The following is a 19,806-nucleotide window of genomic DNA, read 5'->3' on the forward strand; positions in this document are numbered from 1 at the left end:
TGATGTATTTTTGAATCTACTGCTGTGCTAACATTGCCTGTACTTGTTCTGGGGAAAGTTGGGCAATTTCTTGGATAGTCTTAGCAATCTCATTGATAATTTCCTCTCCACCAGCTAATTCTCCTAGTACAGTAGCTAATTCTTTGACGGTGGGAGAATTAAACAAATGACGAATAGTAATATCCAATTCTAGTGTCTGGCGAATTTTTCCAATTAATTGTATGGCTTTGAGTGAATGTCCTCCTAATTGGAAAAAGTTATCATCAATTCCTACTTGTTTAACTCCTAATACCTCAGCCCAAATTTCTGTTAGTATTTCTTGAATTGGGGTTTGTGGTGCAATATAGATTTGATTTAATTCTGGTCGCTCATGCGTGGGAATTGGCAAAACTTTACGATTAACTTTACCATTAGGATTCAAGGGGAAAGAATCCATTTGCACAAATACAGAAGGAATCATATAATCTGGCAATTGAGTAGCCAGATATTTTCTCAGTTCAGAAGTATTGACATTTTCACTAACTACCGGAATAAAGTAGGCTACGAGAAATTTTTCCTTAGCATTTTTCCCATGAGTAGTTATTACTGCTTGAGTAATTCGAGGATATTTACTTAAAATTGCTTCGACTTCACATAAATCAATTTGATAACCGCGAATTTTGACGAGATCATCTATTCTTCCTAAAAACTCAATATTACCATCTGGTAAATATCTTGCTAAGTCTCCAGTTTTATACAGACGATGATAAGGTGATTTATCAAAAGGATTAGGAATGAATTTCTCTTTGGTTAATTCTGGACGCTGAAAATATTCTCGCGCTAAACCATAACCACTAACATATAATTCTCCCACAATTCCCACGGGTACAGGTTGGAAATGTTTGTCTAAAATATAAACTTTGACATTGATAGCTGCTTTACCAATGGGTGCATAAACAGGCCATTGTTCTGGATTTTCGCTAAAGGCATAAGTCGTCACTAAATCTGCTTCTGTTGGTCCATATAAGTTATACAAACGGCAATTTTTCAGTTGTTTAAATAAATCAATCATTGGTTGGGTGATTTGTAATTGCTCACCCGCAGCACAGATTTCTCTTAAATTGCTAAATAGTTCTATTTCTTGTCCGTAAAATTCTGCTAATTGCTGTAATAGACTAACGGGAAGAATCACTTTTTGAATGGGATTATTTGCCAATAATTCCATTAATTTTCCTAAATCTAAACGGGTATTTTCGGGAATCAGATACAGAGTTCCACCAGTACCCCAAGCAGCAGCAATTTCGTGATAACTAACATCAAAACTCAAAGGTGCAAATTGTAAAACGCCGACACCACAAGCCATTTTCGCTAAGTGATGTGCTATTAAGTTGGTCAGAGAATAATGGGGAACAGAAATTCCTTTAGGTTTACCTGTAGAACCGGAACTGTAAACTATATAAGCTAGGTTTTCAGATGTAATTTGAGTAATTGGGTTGGTTTTGTTCTCTAAATTAATTTGTGTCCATTCCTGATCTAAAATTAACCGATGATGAGGGAAATCACATGGAAGTAAGCCTTGTAAATTGGTTTGAGTGATCAGCACAGGTACTTGAGTATCTGCTAAAATTAACCCCAATCTTTCTGGAGAATAATTAGGGTCTAAAGGCACACAAACACCACCAGCTTTGAGAGTTGCTAAAATAGCGATCGCTACTTCTAAACCCCTCTCTAAGCACAACCCTACAGGTATATCTGCACCCACTCCTAATTTTTGCAAATAGTGAGCTAATTGATTAGCGCGGTTATTTAATTCCCCATAAGTTAATTTTTGATCAGCAAAAACCAAAGCTACAGCATCAGGTGTTTTTTCTGACCATTTTGTAACTAATTCGTGGATATTTTCTTGGAGTAAATTTTCCGCTGCTGTTTGATTACTATCTACCAAAAGAAATTTTTGTTCCTGGGGAGTTAATAGAGGTAATTTTCCAGGTAGACTGTGAGGATTAGCCACAATTCCCAGTAATAGAGTTTGCAAATGACCTATCATTCTCTCAATTGTCTCACTATGAAAGCGATCGCCCGCATAAATTAAATTTAATTTTAATTCTTTCTCTGGTGTCACTGTCAAAGTTAGCGGATAATCAGCGTGTCCAGTATTGGTAATTTTGATTATTTGTAAGTCATGATCTGCTTGGAGAAGCTCTTGACCCAGGGGTAAATTATTAAAGACTACAAAACTTTCAAATAAAGATTGACCCCGTGGTATATCACTCCAACCTTGAATTTCTACCAATGGAGTATATCCATATTCTTCTCGTTCAATTTGTTCTAGTTGCAACTGTTTTAACCAAGATAAAATTCCCATATCTTCGGGAATTTTCACCCGCACGGGTAAGGTATTCACAAACAACCCAACCATTGATTCTACACCAGATAAAGCCGGAGGACGACCAGAAATGGTAGCACCAAAAACTATATCAGCTTCACCACTATAACGACTTAAAAGTATTCCCCAAGCCGCTTGTATCAGTGTAAATAATGTTAAATAATTTTCTTGAGTCAGGTTTTTTAAACTAGCTGTCTCCTCTGCTGACAAGGAAAAATACTTATGATTATATTCTCCACTAATATCTTTTTTACGGTGAAGATTATCAACTTGTAAAGGTGTAGTTGCCGTAAAACCTTGCAAATTTTTACGCCAATAAATTTCCGCTTGTTGAATATCTTGCTGTTGTAACCAACCAATATAATCTCGATAAGGACGGGTAGGTGATAAATATAAAGTTTCTCCTTTATTTATAGCTGTATAAAACTGCCAAACCTCTTCCATGATCACTGACAAACTCCAGCCATCAGCTAAAATGTGATGGGAACTCCAGATTAATTCATAATTCTTATTTCCCATAAAAATCAGAGTAAATCGCATCAAAGGAGCTTTATCCAGGGCAAAATATTCATCCTGATCAGATTGACAAAAACTATCTAATTGCTCTTGTTGTGCATCTGATGATAGAGAACTCCAATCTAAATTTACCCAAGGAACATTAACTTGTTTTTGGACTATTTGTAAAGGTTGTTTGGGGTTTTTCCACACAAACAAAGTCCGCAAAGCCGGATGACGTTCAACTACTTTACACCAAGCTTTTTCCAAGGCTAATATATCTAAGTTACCCTGCAAACTAATTTGAACTTGCGATAAATAAGCCTTTGATTCTGGGTTATAAAGACTATGAAATAACATCCCCTGCTGCATTGATGATAAGGGATAAATAGCTTCAATATTTTTATTCGTTTTATTACCAGAATTTTGCATAGTTACCATTGCTTATTAATCTCCACAAATACAAATCAATCTACAAACTTAATCACTGAATTACTTAAAAGGCTGAAACAGATAATCCCCCGTCTATAGGAATCGTTATTCCAGTGATATAACTAGAACATTCTGAGGCTAAAAAGACTACTAAATTAGCCACTTCATCAGACAAACCTAAACGACCAGTAGGAATTTTACCAGCAATTCGAGATCTAATTACATCAACTGATTGATTTTCCTCCTGGGCTGCAATTTCTAAATACTGGCGATGTCTGGGTGTGTCAATTAAACCAGGATTAACTGTAGTAATCAAAACATTAAATTTAGCAGTTTGACTAGAAACAGATTTAGTAAAATTCATTAAAGCTGCATTAGCCACGCCTGATTTAATTAACCGGGGTGAAGGTTCTTTTCCTGATGTACCCACAATATTAATAATCCTACCCCATTTGTGATTTTTCATCCCTGGTAACACTAAATTTGTCATGCGAATATAACCCATTAATTTAGCTTCAAATACTAGCCGCCAGTCATCATCTGATAATGTTTCTACTGCCTCACTAGCAAATGATGCTCCTTCAGAATTATTAATTAAAATATCAATTTTTCCAAATTTATCTAAAGCAGTATTTACTAAATTATCAGAATGATCAGCTTTATGAACATCAGCGGATAAAGCAAGTATTTCTAAATTTTCTTTTTCTCGACTTAGTAGCTTTTCAATCTGTTGAATTTTCTCAAAATTGCGTCCACAAATAATTAATTTACATCCTTCCTGTGCTAATGTTTGGGCAACTGCAAGACCAATTCCCGCACTAGATCCTGTAACTAAAGCCACTTTTCCTGTTAATCCTAAATCCATCAAAAATATACCTCTAGTAATAACTAATAATTTAAGAACAATGTGGCAGCACAATTTTTATTAATGTCACTGTTTCTGATGCTGAATTATAACCTGAATGAATTACATTGGCAGGAGCATAATAAATTTCCCCTCTTTTGATCTCCTGTTGTTCTCCTCCTATATTGATCATCATTTTACCATCAATAATCACCCCTATTTCCTCACTGTCAGATTGCTGGTTGGAGGTTTTTTCTCTTGGAGGAATTTGGGTAATAATGGTTGTAAACCAAGAGCCGACGGCGATATGGCTGGGGAAATTTGTAATTTGATCTGAAGTCGGTTTTAGGTCTATAAAAGCTGCTTCATCAGTTGATAAATTAGTGAGCCGTTTCACATCAAAACAGAATATGGATTCATCTGAATAATTTACTGAACCATGGGGAACTTCAGAGCCAGCACTATAAACTTGTTGTAACGGGTTTAAAATTTCTTTCTTACCATTCACATTCATCTCTAAATTGCCAGAAATTACCATCCCCATTTGACTTTCAGGATGTTGATGTAGTGGAAAACAAGCTCCAGGGGCAATGTAAGCAAATTGAAAAACAATATCCTGACATTGAAAAGCCGCTAAATCTACATGACTAACTTTGATATTTTGATAAGAGGGAAAAAATTTAGACATAAGCTACGCTGGGCTTTTTGTAAAAAACTGACCAACTCATAGGTATTGTTCCATGAATTGAAACAAATTCCAAATCATAATATTGTCGTGCTTTTTCATTAGTAATGGCTAAATCAGCTAAACCTTGATGTACTTGTTTAGCTGCTACACTGGTAGAGTTAACTAATTCTACTGTCATTTCTTGATGACTATATTCTGCTGGTAAAAGTTCCGATAACAGCGGTAATGATGCAGGATGGGTAACAATCCTACTACCTATAACTTTAAATTCTTGATCTTTTCTTTTGGCTAATCCGTAGACAGGAGTTGGATGGACAAATATAAAGCCTAAATCAAATTTAGGGTGCATATAAAATTCGTTAATTTTCTCGTATGCGTGAGGTACTAAAGCTAAATCTACTTGCTCGATTTTTAACGCTTGCTGTAGGTCTATAAAACTATCAAATAATTTCACTAAAACATTAATTTCCTCTGGTTCAATTTGACTGATTAGATATTTTAGCGCCGCTTCACTGCTAGTGCCGCTAGGTCCTAATGTCCCTAAAGTTAAAGTCTTGGATATAGGGATAGGGTACTTAAATTCAATTTGAAATTTGATCATAAACTATTGCTATTGCTGAACTAAGTTAAATGTGTAATGTCCCCACAAGTTCAAACCTAAACTAAAAGTATGAAGATTTTTGCCCTTCACTGTGCAAGATTTTTAAGCGAGTAAATCACACCAAAAATCTATCATGTATGCCAAATTTAATTGTATTTTTTGATACACTTGATATTTAGGCTTAATTTCAGCGTTTAATATTAACCAACTACATTTAATTACTTATTGTTCACATTAGTCAATTAGTATTGAAAAAAATATTGTGTGATTTTAGATACTATTGTATATGTAAGAGATATAGTTAATTTAGATTAAAAAATATTCTGTGATTTTAGATAGCATTGTATATGTAGGAGATATAGTTAATTTAGATTAAAAGTTATACCAGAAAATTCCTATCCCCGACTTCTACAAGAAGTCAGGGATCTTGCTAATTAGCTATTGTGCGTCCTCTAGTTCTCCATTATCACCAGTATCGGGGGGAACAATCGCAACTCCGGTAATGGCATCATCTTCATCTAAACGTTGCACTTTAACTCCAGTGGCTGACCTTGACTGAATAGAAATTGCATTCACCGCTTGACGTATAATAATACCCCGATTGGTGGCCATCATGATTTCGTCGTCGCTGTTGACAATTCTTAAAGTGGCTAGTTTGTCTTTGGTTTTGCGGGTCTTGAATTTGGTGGCCATTAAACCTTGACCAGCCCGGTTTTGCAGTCGGAATTGAGAAACAGGAACACGCTTACCATAACCGCCTACGGTAATGACTAGTACCCATGGTCCGGTACTATTGCTGTTACTGGTTTCTGCGGTTTCTTCGATATTTTCAATTTCAGCAATTTCTAAGGTTTCTTCTATTTCTGCTGTTTCTTCTATTTCCCCTTCTGTGCTAGTATCTAAGGTGTCGAGAATGGCCGCAGGTAGGATATCCATACCTATGAGTTCGTCTTTATCCTTGAGTTTCATGGATTTTACACCACGAGTGGCTCTACCCAGAGGACGCAGTTGGTCATGAGTACAGCGGAAGTGAATGGCCATACCTTGACGTGAACCGATTATTATGCTGTCTTCTACTCTGGCTCTTCTCACCCAGCGTAGTTGGTCACCTTCTTCTAAGGATATGGCAATTAGTCCGTTGGCGCGAATATGGCTAAATGCTTCTAGGACGGTTTTTTTGATGTTACCGCCTTTGGTGAGCATCACAAGATATTCTTCGCTGCTAAATTCGTCTACGGGGACAATAGAAGTAATTTTCTCTTCCTTGGGAATGGGTAACATTTGGACTATGGGTGTCCCCCGACTGGTGCGCGAACCTACGGGTATTTGATAGGCTTTGAGTGAGTAGACCACTCCGCGATCGCTAAAGAATAAAATGCTATCATGATCACAGCAAGTTAAAAAATGCTCGATGGTATCATCATCTTTAACTTTAGCACCTGCCTTACCCCTAGTAGCGCGGTTTTGAGATTCAAAGGTGTTGACGGGCATCCGTTTGATGTAACCTTGTTCTGTAACCAGAATCACTGCTTTTTCGTTAGCAATTAGGTCAATGTCATCTATGTCTCCTTCTCCATGGGTGATAACCGTGCGGCGGGGTGTAGCAAAGCTGGCTTTAATTTGGCCGATTTCCGTTTCGATGATTTCTAAAACCCGTTCCCGTCTGGCTAAAATATCCTGTAAGTCGGTGATTTTCACTTGTAATTCTTCGTGTTCCAGGCGAATTTTATCCGCTTCTAGCGCCGTTAACCGTCGCAACTGCATTTGTAAAATTGCGTCTGCTTGCACTTCGGAAAGTCCGTAATTGGTAATTAACTCTCCTTTGGCTGTGGGTGCGTCCGGTGCATGACGAATTAAAACAATAATTGCATCTAATTGTGACAGAGCAATTAGTAATCCTTGCAATAAGTGATCTCTTTCTTCTGCTTTCCGTAATTCGTAGCGGGTACGGCGTTCTATGGAGAAAATGCGGAAGTCCAGGAAAACGCTGAGGAATCTTTTGAGGTTAAGGGTTTGAGGTTCGCTATTGACTAATGCCAACATATTCGCCCCAAAGTTAGCCTGTAGGGGAGTTTGCTTATAAAGGTTGTTTAAAACGACACGGGGATAGGCATCACGTTTTAATTCGATGACGATTCTCATGCCGTCCCGATCGCTTTCATCGCGGATATCTGCAATACCTTCGATTTTCTTATCATTCACCAATTCGGCAATTTTTTCGATTAATGCGGCTTTATTGGTTTGATAAGGTAATTCGGTAATGATAATTGCTTCCCGTTCGGGACGGTTGCGTTGTTCAATGGTTTCAATATTGGCTACACCCCGCATGGTGATTGAACCGCGACCTGTGGTGTAAGCTTCTTTAATACCACTGACTCCCAATATCTGCGCTCCGGTGGGAAAGTCGGGGCCGTGAATATACTGCATTAATTGTATGTCAGTAATTTCAGGATTGTGTATTAATGCTACTAATCCATCAATCAATTCTCCCAAATTATGCGGGGGAATATTTGTCGCCATTCCCACTGCAATTCCCGAAGAACCATTTAACAGGAGTTGGGGAATGCGGGAGGGTAAAACCGTTGGTTCTTGTTGAGAACCGTCGAAGTTATCAGCAAAATCTACGGTTTCTGCTTCAATATCTTGGAGAAGCGCAATACTGGTTAATGCGTGCAATCGGCATTCTGTGTACCGCATAGCCGCTGGTGGATCATTATCTACCGAACCAAAGTTACCATGACCATTTATCAGGGGCGATCGCATGGAAAAATCCTGTGCCATCCGCACCAAAGCGTCATAAACCGCAGTGTCACCGTGGGGGTGATATTTACCCAATACTTCCCCTACGACACGGGCGCATTTTCTAAAGGGGCGATCATGTAGCAAACCTAGTTCGTGCATAGCATACAGGATGCGACGATGCACAGGTTTGAGACCATCCCTAGCATCTGGTAACGCCCGACCCACAATGACGCTCATAGCGTATTCTAGATAAGACCGCGACATTTCATTTCGCAAATCTGTCGGGATAATCCTCTCCTGTGAGGTTGTCATAGACTCCAAAACTCCAAAAAATGTAAATTTTAGCTTTCAACTTGACAAAATACAAAATTATGTCAAATAAACTTTGAATAGTTGTCATATTTTGCTATAATTCTAACACATTGTCACCCAATTTGCACAAATACTATCCAATTGGCCAAAATAGTCAATCAAAACCAGAAAATGAAAGTTGATTTTGTGTTTATTAAGTAATATTAGATCATCTAAAATTCAAAAAAATAAACCCATTAAATCAGCCAGAGAATTAAACAATAGAAATCAATAAGAAATTGAGACAATTTTAATTTATAATTTCTAAATTTATAAATTAACGAGAATGAAAGCGATTAAGTTAGTTAAAACAAACTATACACCAATTATCGATATTATTAAGTACAGATATTAATGATAAAACTCTTGTGGTGCGGGCATCTTGCCCACATAAGGTCTGCCTCACTCAAAGCTACTTGCTGTAAATGCCTATCTATTAATTATTTGATGATAGTTCTTCCTCATCAGTTCTATCATAACAAATTTTAAATCAATTGTCAACCCCTAAATCTTCTTTTTTCCCGCGACTTGATTGAGAAAATAAGACATTATGTGATTTAGGGTGCGTTCAGCTTTGTGTGACGCACCCTTCCATTAGGAAGGAGGATAACCAGCAGCAATTAAAGCTTCTTTGATAGCAGTTTCCGAAGCTTGAGTATCTACATTGACAAGTTTTGTTTGAGGGTTAGCTTCCACAATAGCATTAACATCAACAATTTTAACGGCATTAGTGATTTTATTAGCACAAACAGAACAAGACATTCCCGGAACAGTAAGTTGAATAGTCATAAACAAAAAAGAGGTGAAAACCCAATTACAAATAAGACAATGTTTGCAAAAACAAAAATATTATATCCTAAATCCTCCAGATTAATTAGTTAATATAGAACATATTTGATAAGAAAATCAAGAAAATCGTGGTTTGGGTTAAATAAAACTACAACGAAAGTTTTAACCCTGAATTAATTTTTGAAAATCTGGCTCATTTTTTAGATGATCAAAATCAATATCATTTCCAGCGTCTTCTCGATAATTAGGATTAAACTCAATGGCTTTTTGCAGATTTTCTAAAGCTAATTTAACTTGTCTTTGTAGTGCATAACAAGCAGCTTTGTGATAATATACAATATGATAATCAGGTTTAATTTCTAGTGCTTTATCAAAACTGATAATTGCTTGATTATCTTCTCCCAACCTAACTAAAGTATAACCGCGTTTATCCCAAATTTTAGGAGAATTAGGTTGAAATTCTAAAGCTTTATCAAAAGAAGCAATTGCGTCTTCATAGCGTTCTAACTCTACCAAAGATAAACCACGATTTACCCAAGCAACTCCATCATCAGGTTGAATTTGAATAGCTTTATCAAAACAGTTAAAAGCTTCTTGATGTTTTCCTAATTTTCCACATGATACACCAATATCACACCAAGCTTGATGATATTCGGGATTAATTTTAATAGCTTGATTATAGGAAATAATAGCATCTTTATAGCGGTTTAATCTATTGAATAGAATACCACGTTTGAGCCAATTTTCTGGATTTTCAGGTTGAATTTTAATGATTTGTTCATAAATAGCTAAAGCATCTTGATGACGTTTTTCTAAAAATAGCTTTTCTGCTTCTTTTAGATAATCATTAAGAGATGGTTCTGGTGCTTTTTCTATGACTGGGGGAGGTGTAATTTCCGCTAGTTCTTTGAGAATTATATCTTTACGTTGTTGAGCATCAATTTCTAATTTTTGCAGATTTTCTAAAGTAACAATTTGCTGTTTTTGAACATCATTTTGTAAGTCTGAAAACTGAGATGTAAATTCTTCTCCAGATTTTTCTAAATCGTCTATAATTTGCTGTTGTCGTTGAATAGCTGTATTTTGTAATTCTGTAAGTTCCTGAGAAAATTCACTTTCTAACTTTTGCAGATTTTCCAGAATAGTAATTTTCTGTTTTTGGACATCATTTTGTAAATCTGAAAACTGAGATGTAAATTCACCGCAGGATTTTTCTAAATTGTCTATAATTTGCTTTTTTCGTTGAATAGCTGCATTTTGTAATTCTGTAAGTTCCTGAGAAAATTCACTTTGGGATCTAGATAAATCCTCAATAAATTGATATTTCTGGATTTGCGTATCAGTCTTTAATTCAGTAACTTCAGATTTAAATAGATTATTGAGATTTTCGATATTGTTGATCACTATATCTTTTTGATTTTTAACATCTAATTGAAATTGAGATAATTCACCGGTAAATTCTACTTGTAATTTGACTAAATTCTCAAAAGTCTGATATTTTTGTGCTTGAGCTTCTGACTCTACTACCTGAAATTGAGATATGAGATTACTGCGAGATTGTTCAATGTCAACAATAGCAATATCTTTTTGATTTTCCACCTCTAACTTGAGTTTGATAAATTCAGAAAATAGCTCAGTTTCTAATTTTTTGACATTGTCAATTGTAATTTTTTGCTGTTGAGCAGATAAATTTAATCGTTCTAATTGAGTATTCAATGTAAACTCTAAATTACTGATATTTTCTTGAGCAGATTTCACCTCAATTTCCAAAGCTGTTAAAAACTCTTGTTTTGATTTAGGTAAATCAGATAAAAGCATGGATAAATTTTCTTGTTCACCCTGAATCTTTTGTTTAAAATTATCAACTTCTTGCGCTAATTCTTGCGTAGTATTTTGAGATTCTCGAATCAGGTTTTTAGCTTCTGTTTGAACTGTAGTTAATTGAGTTTGCAAATTTTCAATCCCTTGAATTTGTTGCATTCCTCGTTCTACAATTTCCCTAATTATAGCTCGACGAAAAAACCATAATACCGCAATTAAAGCTACAGGAAATAAACTTAAAATAGTTAACCAAATATTGATTAAGGTATTTGTGCGAGTAAAAGCAATTTCTAAATCAGATTTGACTGGTTTTTGCGCTAATTTTTCCTGGTGCTGATTTGATAGTACCTGAGCGGTAGCAGATGGTACAATGCTTTGGCTAATAAAAGCCGTTAATAGCAGTAAAGGTGAAAAGAAAATGGTGCTTTTTAAAGCTAGATTTGAGAAGATGGGCTTTTTGTTCTTCATGACAATTTTCCCTAGCAGGTGGTTAGTTTTGATAACGGTGTGTTTATACTGCATCTATGATAGATGATTGGTGTCAGGTTACTGAATTTTTAGGCTTTTCGATATTAACAGATTTGGGGACAAATATCACCTATTCTAGGATGGAATTATGGATCAATCGAAGAGAGGACATCTAGAATTAACCCCTGGTTGCTTTTCAAGCTGAAAGGGCTTAAAATGATTAAAAGTAAAATCTAAGAGTTAAAGTAAATTCTGTGTTGGATTACATAACTGCAAATCTACCACTGTTTGCGAATCTAGATAGAAAACTAGTAGTGAAAATAGACGATATTGGTGAAGTTAATTTCCAGCAAGCAAATTTTCTCATCAATGGAGAAGCTTTAAATTCTCTAAAAAAACTACCAGATTCATTAGTGCAAACGGTGATCACAAGTCCTCCTTATTATGGTCAAAGAGACTACTGTAGAGAAGAACAAATTGGAATTGAAGAAAATCCAGATGAATACGTAAACAAACTTTTAGAAGTATTTGATGAGGTCAAAAGAGTTTTAAAAGAAGATGGGACGCTTTGGATCAATTTGGGTGATAAATATATAGATGGAAATTTAGCAGGACTACCTTGGAAATTGGCATTAGCTCTTAAAGAAAGAGGATGGATTTTAAGATCGGATATTATCTGGTATAAACCTAATGCCATGCCATCTTCTGTTAAAAACCGTCCAACAACTGATCATGAATATATATTTTTATTTGCCAAAAGTTCCAAGTATTACTATGATGCAGATGCTATTCGTGAACCTCATGTAACTTTCTCTGAAAATAGTAAAATGCGAGGAGGACGGAATCATTTAGGTAAAAAAGGGGGAACTCCAGAACAAGGCAAAAATTCAGGTAATTCTAATTTGCATAATGGCAGATGGGACCAAGCATTTCATCCTCAAGGTAGAAATAAAAGAACAGTTTGGGAAGTTCCTTTATCTAAATTTAGAGAGGCACATTTTGCTGTTTTCCCAGAACAATTAATAGAACCATGTATTTTAGCGGGTTCGTCTGAAGGGGGAATAGTTCTTGATCCTTTTTTTGGTGCTGGTACTGTAGGATTAGTTTCTATGAAGAAAGGACGGAAATTTATTGGTATTGAACTTAATGAAGATTACTGTAAAATTGCCATCAAGCGAATTTTTTCAACATAATTATTCAATTGATTGGAAAATATCTAAAATCTCCTTGAGTTTATGATTCAGTAATGGTTCTAATTCAATTATTTGATTGGGATTTTTATCAATGTGAATAAATTCTTGTGATTTCAGGGAATCAAAATCTATTTTCCATGCTTCAGCTATGATAATTGGAATACATTTATATCCATCATTTTTCGCTTTTTCAATTGCTTGGTTAATATCTCTGGTAAAAAGTAAAGCATGACCTCCACCAGTTGTTTCTCTGGTTTTAACTGGAATTAAAATTGTTCCTTTCTCTCCCATAATCGTTACATCATAAGTCTCACCACCAAGTTTAATTTGATTTTCTCCAATTCTCAGTTTTATATTGTTATTTTTGAATATTTCTTTCAAATTTGTGCGAATAATTGCCTCAAATAAATTTCCTTTTATAGCTCGACGGCTTCCTTCTAATCGTTCCATCATAACTTCGCAAATAGGAAACCATTCCCATCTTTCTGGTTCAGGTAAAATAGTAGATACATATTCACGCACATGATTTAAAAGTATGGCTTTACGCTCATTAGCTGTTCCATCAATATTTTTGAGGATGTTTTGTAATCTTTGTATGGGAGCATCTCTAAAAATCCAACCTAAAAACAGCCATTTTGCTTTACTTTCAGGATATGGACGAGCAATTCCGTCATATAAATTTAGGTCTTTGGGAACTTTGCGCTTTAAATATTTTAGTAACACTTGTTGTGCTTTGTATGAATTTTTTTCAAGAACAAATTCATGTAGATTACTATAATTTTCTGATTCTATAAAGTTAATAAAATCATCAAAAAAAAGCTTATTTGAGTTAGCAATAATTGCCAGTTCTTTCAATCTGATATTATCAGCAATATTAGTCATTAAAAAACTCTCTAGGTGAAATATTTAACGCATTTGCAATTTTATGAATATTCACAAGACTAATATTTCTTTCTCCCCGTTCTACCCCTCCTACATAACTCCGGTCTAAGTTACATAAATGCGCTAATTCTTCTTGAGATAGACCCATCTTTTGCCTAATTTGACGTAGACGAAGACCAAATTCTTTTTGGACGTTTTTACTGTTAGATGTTGTCATAAAGACAATTAAAAGCTATTAATGTCTTTAAGTCCACGGACTTTAAGTACCATAATCATGTCTAATGAAGTATTAATCTTTCCCCAAAGATAACCTATATAATTTGACATAGTAGTGTACAGAGTGCAGAAACCATGAAACAAAGATACAAGAAAGGCTTACAAACATTGATTAGTTTTAGCTTATTTACCACCTTCCTCGCTCCTTATGGAGTTACAGCTACTCCTCCACGGACTCCAGATAAAACGGTCAACTGTGAGCTTCTAGTCGTGGGTGGTGGACTCTCAGGAGTAGCAACAACTTATGAAGCTTTACTTATGGGAAGAACAGTTTGTTTAACAGAAATAACCGACTGGTTGGGGGGACAAATTTCCTCTCAAGGAACATCTGCATTAGACGAAAGACCAACTCAACGATCTAAACAATTCTATTCTCGCGGTTATTCCGAATTAAGAAACCGCATTGAACGCAAATATGGTAAACTTAACCCTGGTGAATGTTGGGTAAGTGATTCTTGTTTTCTCCCTGGTGATGCTCATGATATTATCACAAAAATGCTCAAAGATGCCGAAAAGAAAGGTAAGGGAAAATTACAATTTTTTCCGAATACAGTAATTAAAGATTTAGAAATTAGTCAAAATGGCAAAATTATTAATAATGCGATCGCAATTCAACATCAACCATTACCAGGTACACCACCTTTAAATACTAATACTTTATCCCAAACTATTGCAGATGCTTATAGTTATGAAAACTCATCTCTATTCAGGAAAACTATTATTCGTTTTCTTCCTAAACCAACTCCCAATAAGTTGGGAAAATGGTACGTTATAGACACAAGTGAAACCGGGGAAATTATTGCTTTAGCAGATGTTCCTTACCGTTTAGGAATTGATGCACTTTCTCACCTTGAACCTTCATCTTCTAGCACAACCAATGATCCTTATTGTACTCAAGGTTTTACTTATACCTTTGCTATGGAGGCAACAAAATCACCGCAACAAATCACAATGCCGTCATTTTATCCCCAATATGCACCATATTTTAGTTATGAATTAAAGCGATTAGCAAACTTTGATTTAGTATTTACTTATCGCAGAATTTGGAGTCCCCAAACAGGACAATTAACTAAATTTAATGGTGTGAAATTTACCGTACCCACACCAGGGGATATTTCCATGCAAAACTGGACTTGGGGAAATGATTACCGTCCAGGAACAGCCGCAGATAATCTGATTTACACTCGTCAACAATTAGAAAATTCTGGACAGTTAAAACCAGGAGGTTGGCAAGGTGGACTACGCACAGAAACCCTCCGCAAAGCTGAAGAAAAGGCTTTTTCTTATTTTTATTGGTTGTATGCAGGAACTACAGATTCTCAATTAGGAGAAGGGGTGAAACAACCGCAAACAAATATTCGTTTTTTAACAGGTTTAGATTCACCTATGGGGACGGTTCATGGTTTATCTAAATACCCCTATATTAGGGAAGGAAGACGTATTATTGGCCGTCCTAGTTGGGGACAACCGGAAGGTTTTGGGATTTGGGAAGTTGATATTTCTCGTCGTGATTATAATGATGAATATTATCGAAAAAATCTCCCAGCAAATATGTATCGCAATTTAAAAGCAACAGTGGCTGGTTTAGAAGTAACATCTGTAATTATGGGTAAAATTTCCCCAGAAAAAGTTGTTCGCAGAAGTCGCTCTACAATTTATCCTGACGCTGTAGGTATTGGTCATTATGCGATAGATTTTCATCCTTGTATGGCAAAAACTCCAGCGGAATTACCTGGTAATACGGAACGTGCAGGAGAAAGAAGAGGTGCGGGTTTTGCTTATCCTTTCCAAATTGCACTCCGGGCAATGATTCCCCAAAAAATTGATAATTTATTGGTAGGAGGAAAAAGTATTGCTACTAGTCATATTGCTGCTGCTGCTTATCGAGTTCATTCTTTTGAATGGTCTGCTGGTGCTGCTGCGGGAACTGTGGCCAGTTTTGCTTTAAAACAAGGAATTGACCCCTATGAATTAGTTAATGATTTACCTAGACAAGAACCACAATTAGAAATTCTAAAACAGATTTTGACGGAAAATGGTAATCCTACGGCTTTTCCTGATACTTCTATTTTTAACGAAAATTGGGATGATTGGCGGTAAGTTTAGTCTTTTTGGGGTTTACTGTGTAAACCCTGATGATTATTGTGAGTTGGGATCAGATTTTTTAACTTTTAACTGGAAAGTCAAGAAGTGAAACTGTAGCTTGTTATATGAATCGAGTCTATGGTTATCTAATTTTTGATAACTTGTCTATCCAACGAGATTACCAGAAAATTATCATCTTACTATGTCGCAACCAAAAAAAGAACCAAATGGATGTGGATGTGCCAATATTCCATTTTCTTTAATTATAGTTATTTTCGGAGGTGGTTATTGGTGGTTTAGCCAGAAAGGAAATTTAGATATGAGTAAATTTTTGCCTCAAAGCCAACAATTAACTATTCCAATTTTAAATCCTACCCCGATTGCTTCTACAATTCCTACTTCTGCATCATCAAAAATTTTCAATATTCCTTCTAATCCCCAGCCAATTGCTTCGGCAATTCCTGTTCCTGCTGGATCAAGCCCTGGTAATATTATTCCTAATAATCAACTGGCCATCAAAAAAAATTTACCCCAAACTAATTGGCAAAAAAAGGTGATTAGAGGAATTTATTTAAGTCGTTACCAAGTTAGTAATAATGCTAATGAACAAACAATTCGGGCTAGAGTTCGTTACTATCACTCTCAAGGTTTTAATACCATTATTCACGGGGTTTGGGGTAATGGTTGTACCATGTACAATAGCAAGGTGATGCAGCAAACTCTAGGTTATAAAAGTTGTCCAAATTTATTTGAAGATCAATGGCTAGATTGGCTAATTGATGAGGCACATAAACAGGATATGCAAGTCCATGCTTATTTTGAGAAGGGAATTAAAATAGATAAAAATAGCCCGATTTTTGATTTGGCGATCGCTCAGAAATGGATTGTTCCTGGTATAGATAAAACTTATGCTGGTATTGACCATTATGTGCTTGATGTAGAAATTCCTGAAGTTGCTAATTTCTTCAAAAATATCTTAGTGGAATTTGTTCAAAGGTATCCCAAAATTGATGCTGTACAATGGGATGATTATTTAGGTTATCATGCTGAATTACCTGGCAAAGTAGATCGTACCACTAAGTTAACTACTTTTGTGCAGCAAATGATCACGGGGATGAAACAAGCTAACTCGACCGTTAGTTTTGATATTTGCCATCATAACCCCTATTGGTCTAGACGATATTTCGCGGCTGATTGGCAAAAATGGAATGTTGATCGGGCATTTATTCAAGCTTATAATGATGCTAATTTTCCAGAGGAATTAAATTATGTGAAAAATTCGGCAGGAATTGCTATTACTGAGAAACAATTCCATCGTTTAAAAGAAATAGTAAATAACCCTACTATTAAGAGTGTTTTAGTTTTTCCCGCTTCTGGAAAACCAGAAGAAACGGCTTCTACCTTCAACAGCTTAATCATGAAATCAAATGGTTTACCTTAACCAAATATTAATCTGGTAGAAATTCAGAATTGAGGGTTTGTTCGCAAGTGTATGGACATATTTCGGGAAATATTTGTTGACCTAATTGAGTTTCTCTCATTGCTAATGCTAAACCTAATTCGTAAGCTGTGAGAAAAACTTCTTCTAAATAAGGTTTCAAACTAGGACTATCTTGTAAAAGTAGTTTGATTTGAATACGTTGTTCTCGAATTGTACTCAACCAACTACTACTGCGTTTTTCTGTTTGAAATTGCCATTTTAATAAATGTCCTAGCAATAGGGCTAATCTATTTCTTAATTCTTGTCTTTCTTTTCTTCCCAAGGTTTCTAATTCTTCAATTAGGTTAACAGTATCTAATGTATCCCATTGTTGAGTTTTGAGTAAATTAACCTGTTCTTGAGTCCAAGCATAAAAATCATTTGTATAGAGTGAAAAGGTGTTCATTTTCGCACCTGTTATCATATTTATAGATTCTGATTTCAATTGTATTCTGGATATTATATCCTAAGTCCTGAAAAGGTAAAGTATTAATTACATGATCTACATGATCAATTTCAATTAATATTTTGACATATTATCGGCTTGTGCTTGACTACTAACCCAGTCAGCAATAGATTAAACTAGTTATTTGTAATCTTAGTTTGAACAAAGTCGTTTTTGGCTCATTTTTCTATGGTGACAAAACTTGTGGATGTGTATACTATGGCCTCAGCACCAACTGTGACACCTGACCGGGTTAATCAAGTGACTCGCAAAACCTATCCTAATTATAAGGTGATTGTCTTGAATGATGATTTTAACACTTTTCAGCACGTCGCTGAATGCTTAATGAAGTATATTCCTGGTATGTCGAGCGATCGCGCGTGGGATCTAACTAATCAGGTTCACTACGAAGGACGAGCAATTGTCTGGACAGGACCCCAAGAACCAGCGGAATTATACCACCAGCAACTACGTCGCGCTGGGTTGACAATGGCTCCCCTGGAAGCAGCCTAATATGTCTAAACCCACCGATGGTAGACTTGTTTGGAATCACTCTACCCATATTCCCGGTCTAATTCCCATTTTAGAACGCTTGTGCCAACACAATGGCATTCTTACTGTCACCCCTGCGGTAATTGGGAGAGCCAGGGGTCATGCTCCAAAAATGCAGTTGCGTGTGTCAGTACCCATTCGCGGTGGTTATAAAATCATTGCGCGTCAGGGTAAAACAGTACAGGAGGTGTTTATCCTCACAACTTTACTACAGGATGAACTGGAAAGTGCGATAGCCATTGCTATGAAAATTGCGTAAATTATGAATTTACAAACAGCAAGGTTAGAACTAAATTTCTGTTTTAACCTTGACTTTTGATTATTCTTCAATTTTATGAATTGCAAATTTATGTAACGGTAAACTCAAGATACAAGAAAATGTTAAAAAATATGACAAAGCTGTAGTAATTCTCAAAAATATGATGATAGCTTCCTCATCAAATAAAAATACTTTTTCCATCGCAAAAGCCAGACAATAAACTAACCAATAACCAAAAGTCATTCTTAATAAATCTGCTTCTGTTTGTTGGATATCGTCTATTTCTTGATGATCATCATTTAGCAACCATAAACCGAGAATACAAGCGACTGAGGAAATAGCAACTACAAACTCATGGCCAGATAAATTTATCGTAGTCATTGATCCTTGTCTCCATTTTCAATGTTTGATATTTCTATGGAAATCTAGTCTAAAGGATTATGCCTAATGGTTGTACAAAATAGTTACAAATTGCAATGCTTCCACAACTTTCTTCACATATAACGGATTATTTCAAGTTTTATGACAATGTTTAATTTTAATTTAATTTAAAGATTTATGCAAGGAATGATACAATTAAGTATTATAACTAGAATCAAGTTGCTCTAAAAAATAGAAGAGTAATATTAGTGTTGAGTTAGTGTTGAGTGAATAATTATCATGCAAATCAAAGCCATAGCCCTCTCCTTAGTTTTGGGTCTTTCTTTACCCATAGTTGCAGATATTTATGTTCCGAGTCAAGCTGTAGCTAATCTTGCTTTTCCAGAGGGAAAATTTTTTGATGTCGAAGGACAACTACAACCACCCAGTTGGAATTTAACACTTTGGCAAGCTCAAGGTAAATATTACTACAAAAACTTAAATCTCAAAACAGGTAAACAAATTTGTTTAATTGGTGCTAAAGCATCTGGTACTCAATCGCGTCCAGTATTCACGTGGACCAATGGTAAATATAAATATCGAGTTTCTTGGCAAATTGTGCAACGGGAATTGATCAGATTAGAGGTAATAGATCCTTCACGTAAGGTGATTTTAAAT

The 19,806-nt window shown here is 35.6% G+C and carries 17 protein-coding genes; 6 read left to right on the forward strand and 11 right to left on the reverse strand.

Features of this window, described 5'->3' with window-relative positions:
• Window positions 1–16 precede the first annotated feature (16 nt).
• The 7 genes from ACIR310F_RS0109600 to ACIR310F_RS0109630 all read right to left on the reverse strand — a co-directional run bounded on the left by ACIR310F_RS0109600 (window position 17) and on the right by ACIR310F_RS0109630 (window position 11,596).
• The gene (locus ACIR310F_RS0109600) at window positions 17–3,301 is read right to left on the reverse strand and encodes a non-ribosomal peptide synthetase (RefSeq protein ID WP_028083651.1); all 3,285 of its coding nucleotides are present in this window, start codon (window positions 3,299–3,301) and stop codon (window positions 17–19) included.
• A 55-nt stretch (window positions 3,302–3,356) separates the two neighbouring features.
• On the reverse strand, window positions 3,357–4,157 hold the full coding sequence (locus ACIR310F_RS0109605) for an SDR family oxidoreductase (protein WP_028083652.1): 801 nt from the start codon (window positions 4,155–4,157) through the stop codon (window positions 3,357–3,359).
• A gap of 31 nt (window positions 4,158–4,188) precedes the next feature.
• Window positions 4,189–4,824, reverse strand: coding sequence for a cupin domain-containing protein (locus tag ACIR310F_RS0109610; RefSeq protein ID WP_028083653.1), 636 nt, complete (start codon window positions 4,822–4,824; stop codon window positions 4,189–4,191).
• A complete protein-coding gene (locus ACIR310F_RS0109615) occupies window positions 4,817–5,425 on the reverse strand; it encodes a type 2 periplasmic-binding domain-containing protein (RefSeq protein WP_071604810.1) in 609 nt (202 codons plus the stop codon). Before ACIR310F_RS0109615 ends, ACIR310F_RS0109610 begins: the two co-directional genes overlap by 8 nt.
• Before the next feature lie 438 nt (window positions 5,426–5,863).
• The gene (gyrA, locus tag ACIR310F_RS0109620; protein WP_028083655.1) at window positions 5,864–8,479 is read right to left on the reverse strand and encodes a DNA topoisomerase (ATP-hydrolyzing) subunit A; all 2,616 of its coding nucleotides are present in this window, start codon (window positions 8,477–8,479) and stop codon (window positions 5,864–5,866) included.
• Window positions 8,480–9,112: 633 nt separating this feature from the next.
• Window positions 9,113–9,307, reverse strand: a complete 195-nt coding sequence (locus tag ACIR310F_RS0109625) for a heavy-metal-associated domain-containing protein (protein WP_028083656.1) — start codon at window positions 9,305–9,307, stop codon at window positions 9,113–9,115.
• 162 nt (window positions 9,308–9,469) lie between these two features.
• On the reverse strand, window positions 9,470–11,596 hold the full coding sequence (locus tag ACIR310F_RS0109630; RefSeq protein WP_028083657.1) for a tetratricopeptide repeat protein: 2,127 nt from the start codon (window positions 11,594–11,596) through the stop codon (window positions 9,470–9,472).
• A 254-nt stretch (window positions 11,597–11,850) separates the two neighbouring features.
• Here ACIR310F_RS0109630 and ACIR310F_RS0109635 point away from each other — a divergent pair, with 254 nt between their 5' ends.
• Window positions 11,851–12,789 (forward strand): DNA-methyltransferase, encoded by a 939-nt coding sequence (locus ACIR310F_RS0109635; RefSeq protein WP_081677572.1) that lies wholly within the window; start codon window positions 11,851–11,853, stop codon window positions 12,787–12,789.
• Here the strand turns inward: ACIR310F_RS0109635 and ACIR310F_RS0109640 are convergent, their stop codons facing one another.
• Both ACIR310F_RS0109640 and ACIR310F_RS0109645 read right to left on the reverse strand, forming a co-directional pair.
• The gene (locus tag ACIR310F_RS0109640; RefSeq protein WP_028083659.1) at window positions 12,790–13,671 is read right to left on the reverse strand and encodes a hypothetical protein; all 882 of its coding nucleotides are present in this window, start codon (window positions 13,669–13,671) and stop codon (window positions 12,790–12,792) included. It abuts the gene before it with no gap.
• Window positions 13,664–13,888: a helix-turn-helix domain-containing protein gene (locus ACIR310F_RS0109645; RefSeq protein ID WP_028083660.1), complete on the reverse strand. Its 225-nt coding sequence runs from the start codon at window positions 13,886–13,888 to the stop codon at window positions 13,664–13,666. The genes ACIR310F_RS0109640 and ACIR310F_RS0109645 overlap by 8 nt, the downstream gene beginning before the upstream one ends.
• A 134-nt stretch (window positions 13,889–14,022) precedes the next feature.
• On the opposite strand from ACIR310F_RS0109645, the gene ACIR310F_RS0109650 reads away from it, so the two are divergent.
• Window positions 14,023–16,047 carry an FAD-dependent oxidoreductase gene (locus tag ACIR310F_RS0109650; protein WP_028083661.1) on the forward strand — a complete coding sequence of 675 codons (2,025 nt, stop codon included), beginning with the start codon at window positions 14,023–14,025 and terminating at the stop codon, window positions 16,045–16,047.
• Window positions 16,048–16,234: 187 nt separating this feature from the next.
• Window positions 16,235–17,473 (forward strand): family 10 glycosylhydrolase, encoded by a 1,239-nt coding sequence (locus ACIR310F_RS0109655; protein WP_028083662.1) that lies wholly within the window; start codon window positions 16,235–16,237, stop codon window positions 17,471–17,473.
• 7 nt (window positions 17,474–17,480) lie between these two features.
• Here ACIR310F_RS0109655 and ACIR310F_RS0109660 read toward each other — a convergent pair whose 3' ends face one another.
• On the reverse strand, window positions 17,481–17,918 hold the full coding sequence (locus ACIR310F_RS0109660; RefSeq protein ID WP_028083663.1) for a DUF29 domain-containing protein: 438 nt from the start codon (window positions 17,916–17,918) through the stop codon (window positions 17,481–17,483).
• 228 nt (window positions 17,919–18,146) lie between these two features.
• Here ACIR310F_RS0109660 and clpS point away from each other — a divergent pair, with 228 nt between their 5' ends.
• Complete coding sequence (gene clpS, locus ACIR310F_RS0109665; protein WP_028083664.1) at window positions 18,147–18,470, forward strand: ATP-dependent Clp protease adapter ClpS; 324 nt, start codon at window positions 18,147–18,149, stop codon at window positions 18,468–18,470.
• Window position 18,471: 1 nt separating this feature from the next.
• Entirely contained in the window at window positions 18,472–18,768 is a 297-nt protein-coding gene (locus ACIR310F_RS0109670; RefSeq protein WP_028083665.1) for a DUF2103 domain-containing protein, read from the forward strand.
• Between the two features lie 60 nt (window positions 18,769–18,828).
• On the opposite strand, the gene ACIR310F_RS0109675 is transcribed toward ACIR310F_RS0109670, so the two are convergent.
• The gene (locus ACIR310F_RS0109675; protein ID WP_028083666.1) at window positions 18,829–19,149 is read right to left on the reverse strand and encodes a hypothetical protein; all 321 of its coding nucleotides are present in this window, start codon (window positions 19,147–19,149) and stop codon (window positions 18,829–18,831) included.
• A 279-nt stretch (window positions 19,150–19,428) separates the two neighbouring features.
• On the opposite strand from ACIR310F_RS0109675, the gene ACIR310F_RS22005 reads away from it, so the two are divergent.
• Window positions 19,429–19,806 (forward strand): hypothetical protein (locus ACIR310F_RS22005; protein WP_196803191.1); only part of this gene is annotated, 378 nt, incomplete at its 3' end.

Source organism: Dolichospermum circinale AWQC310F (assembly GCF_000426925.1).
Lineage (GTDB): Bacteria > Cyanobacteriota > Cyanobacteriia > Cyanobacteriales > Nostocaceae > Dolichospermum > Dolichospermum circinale.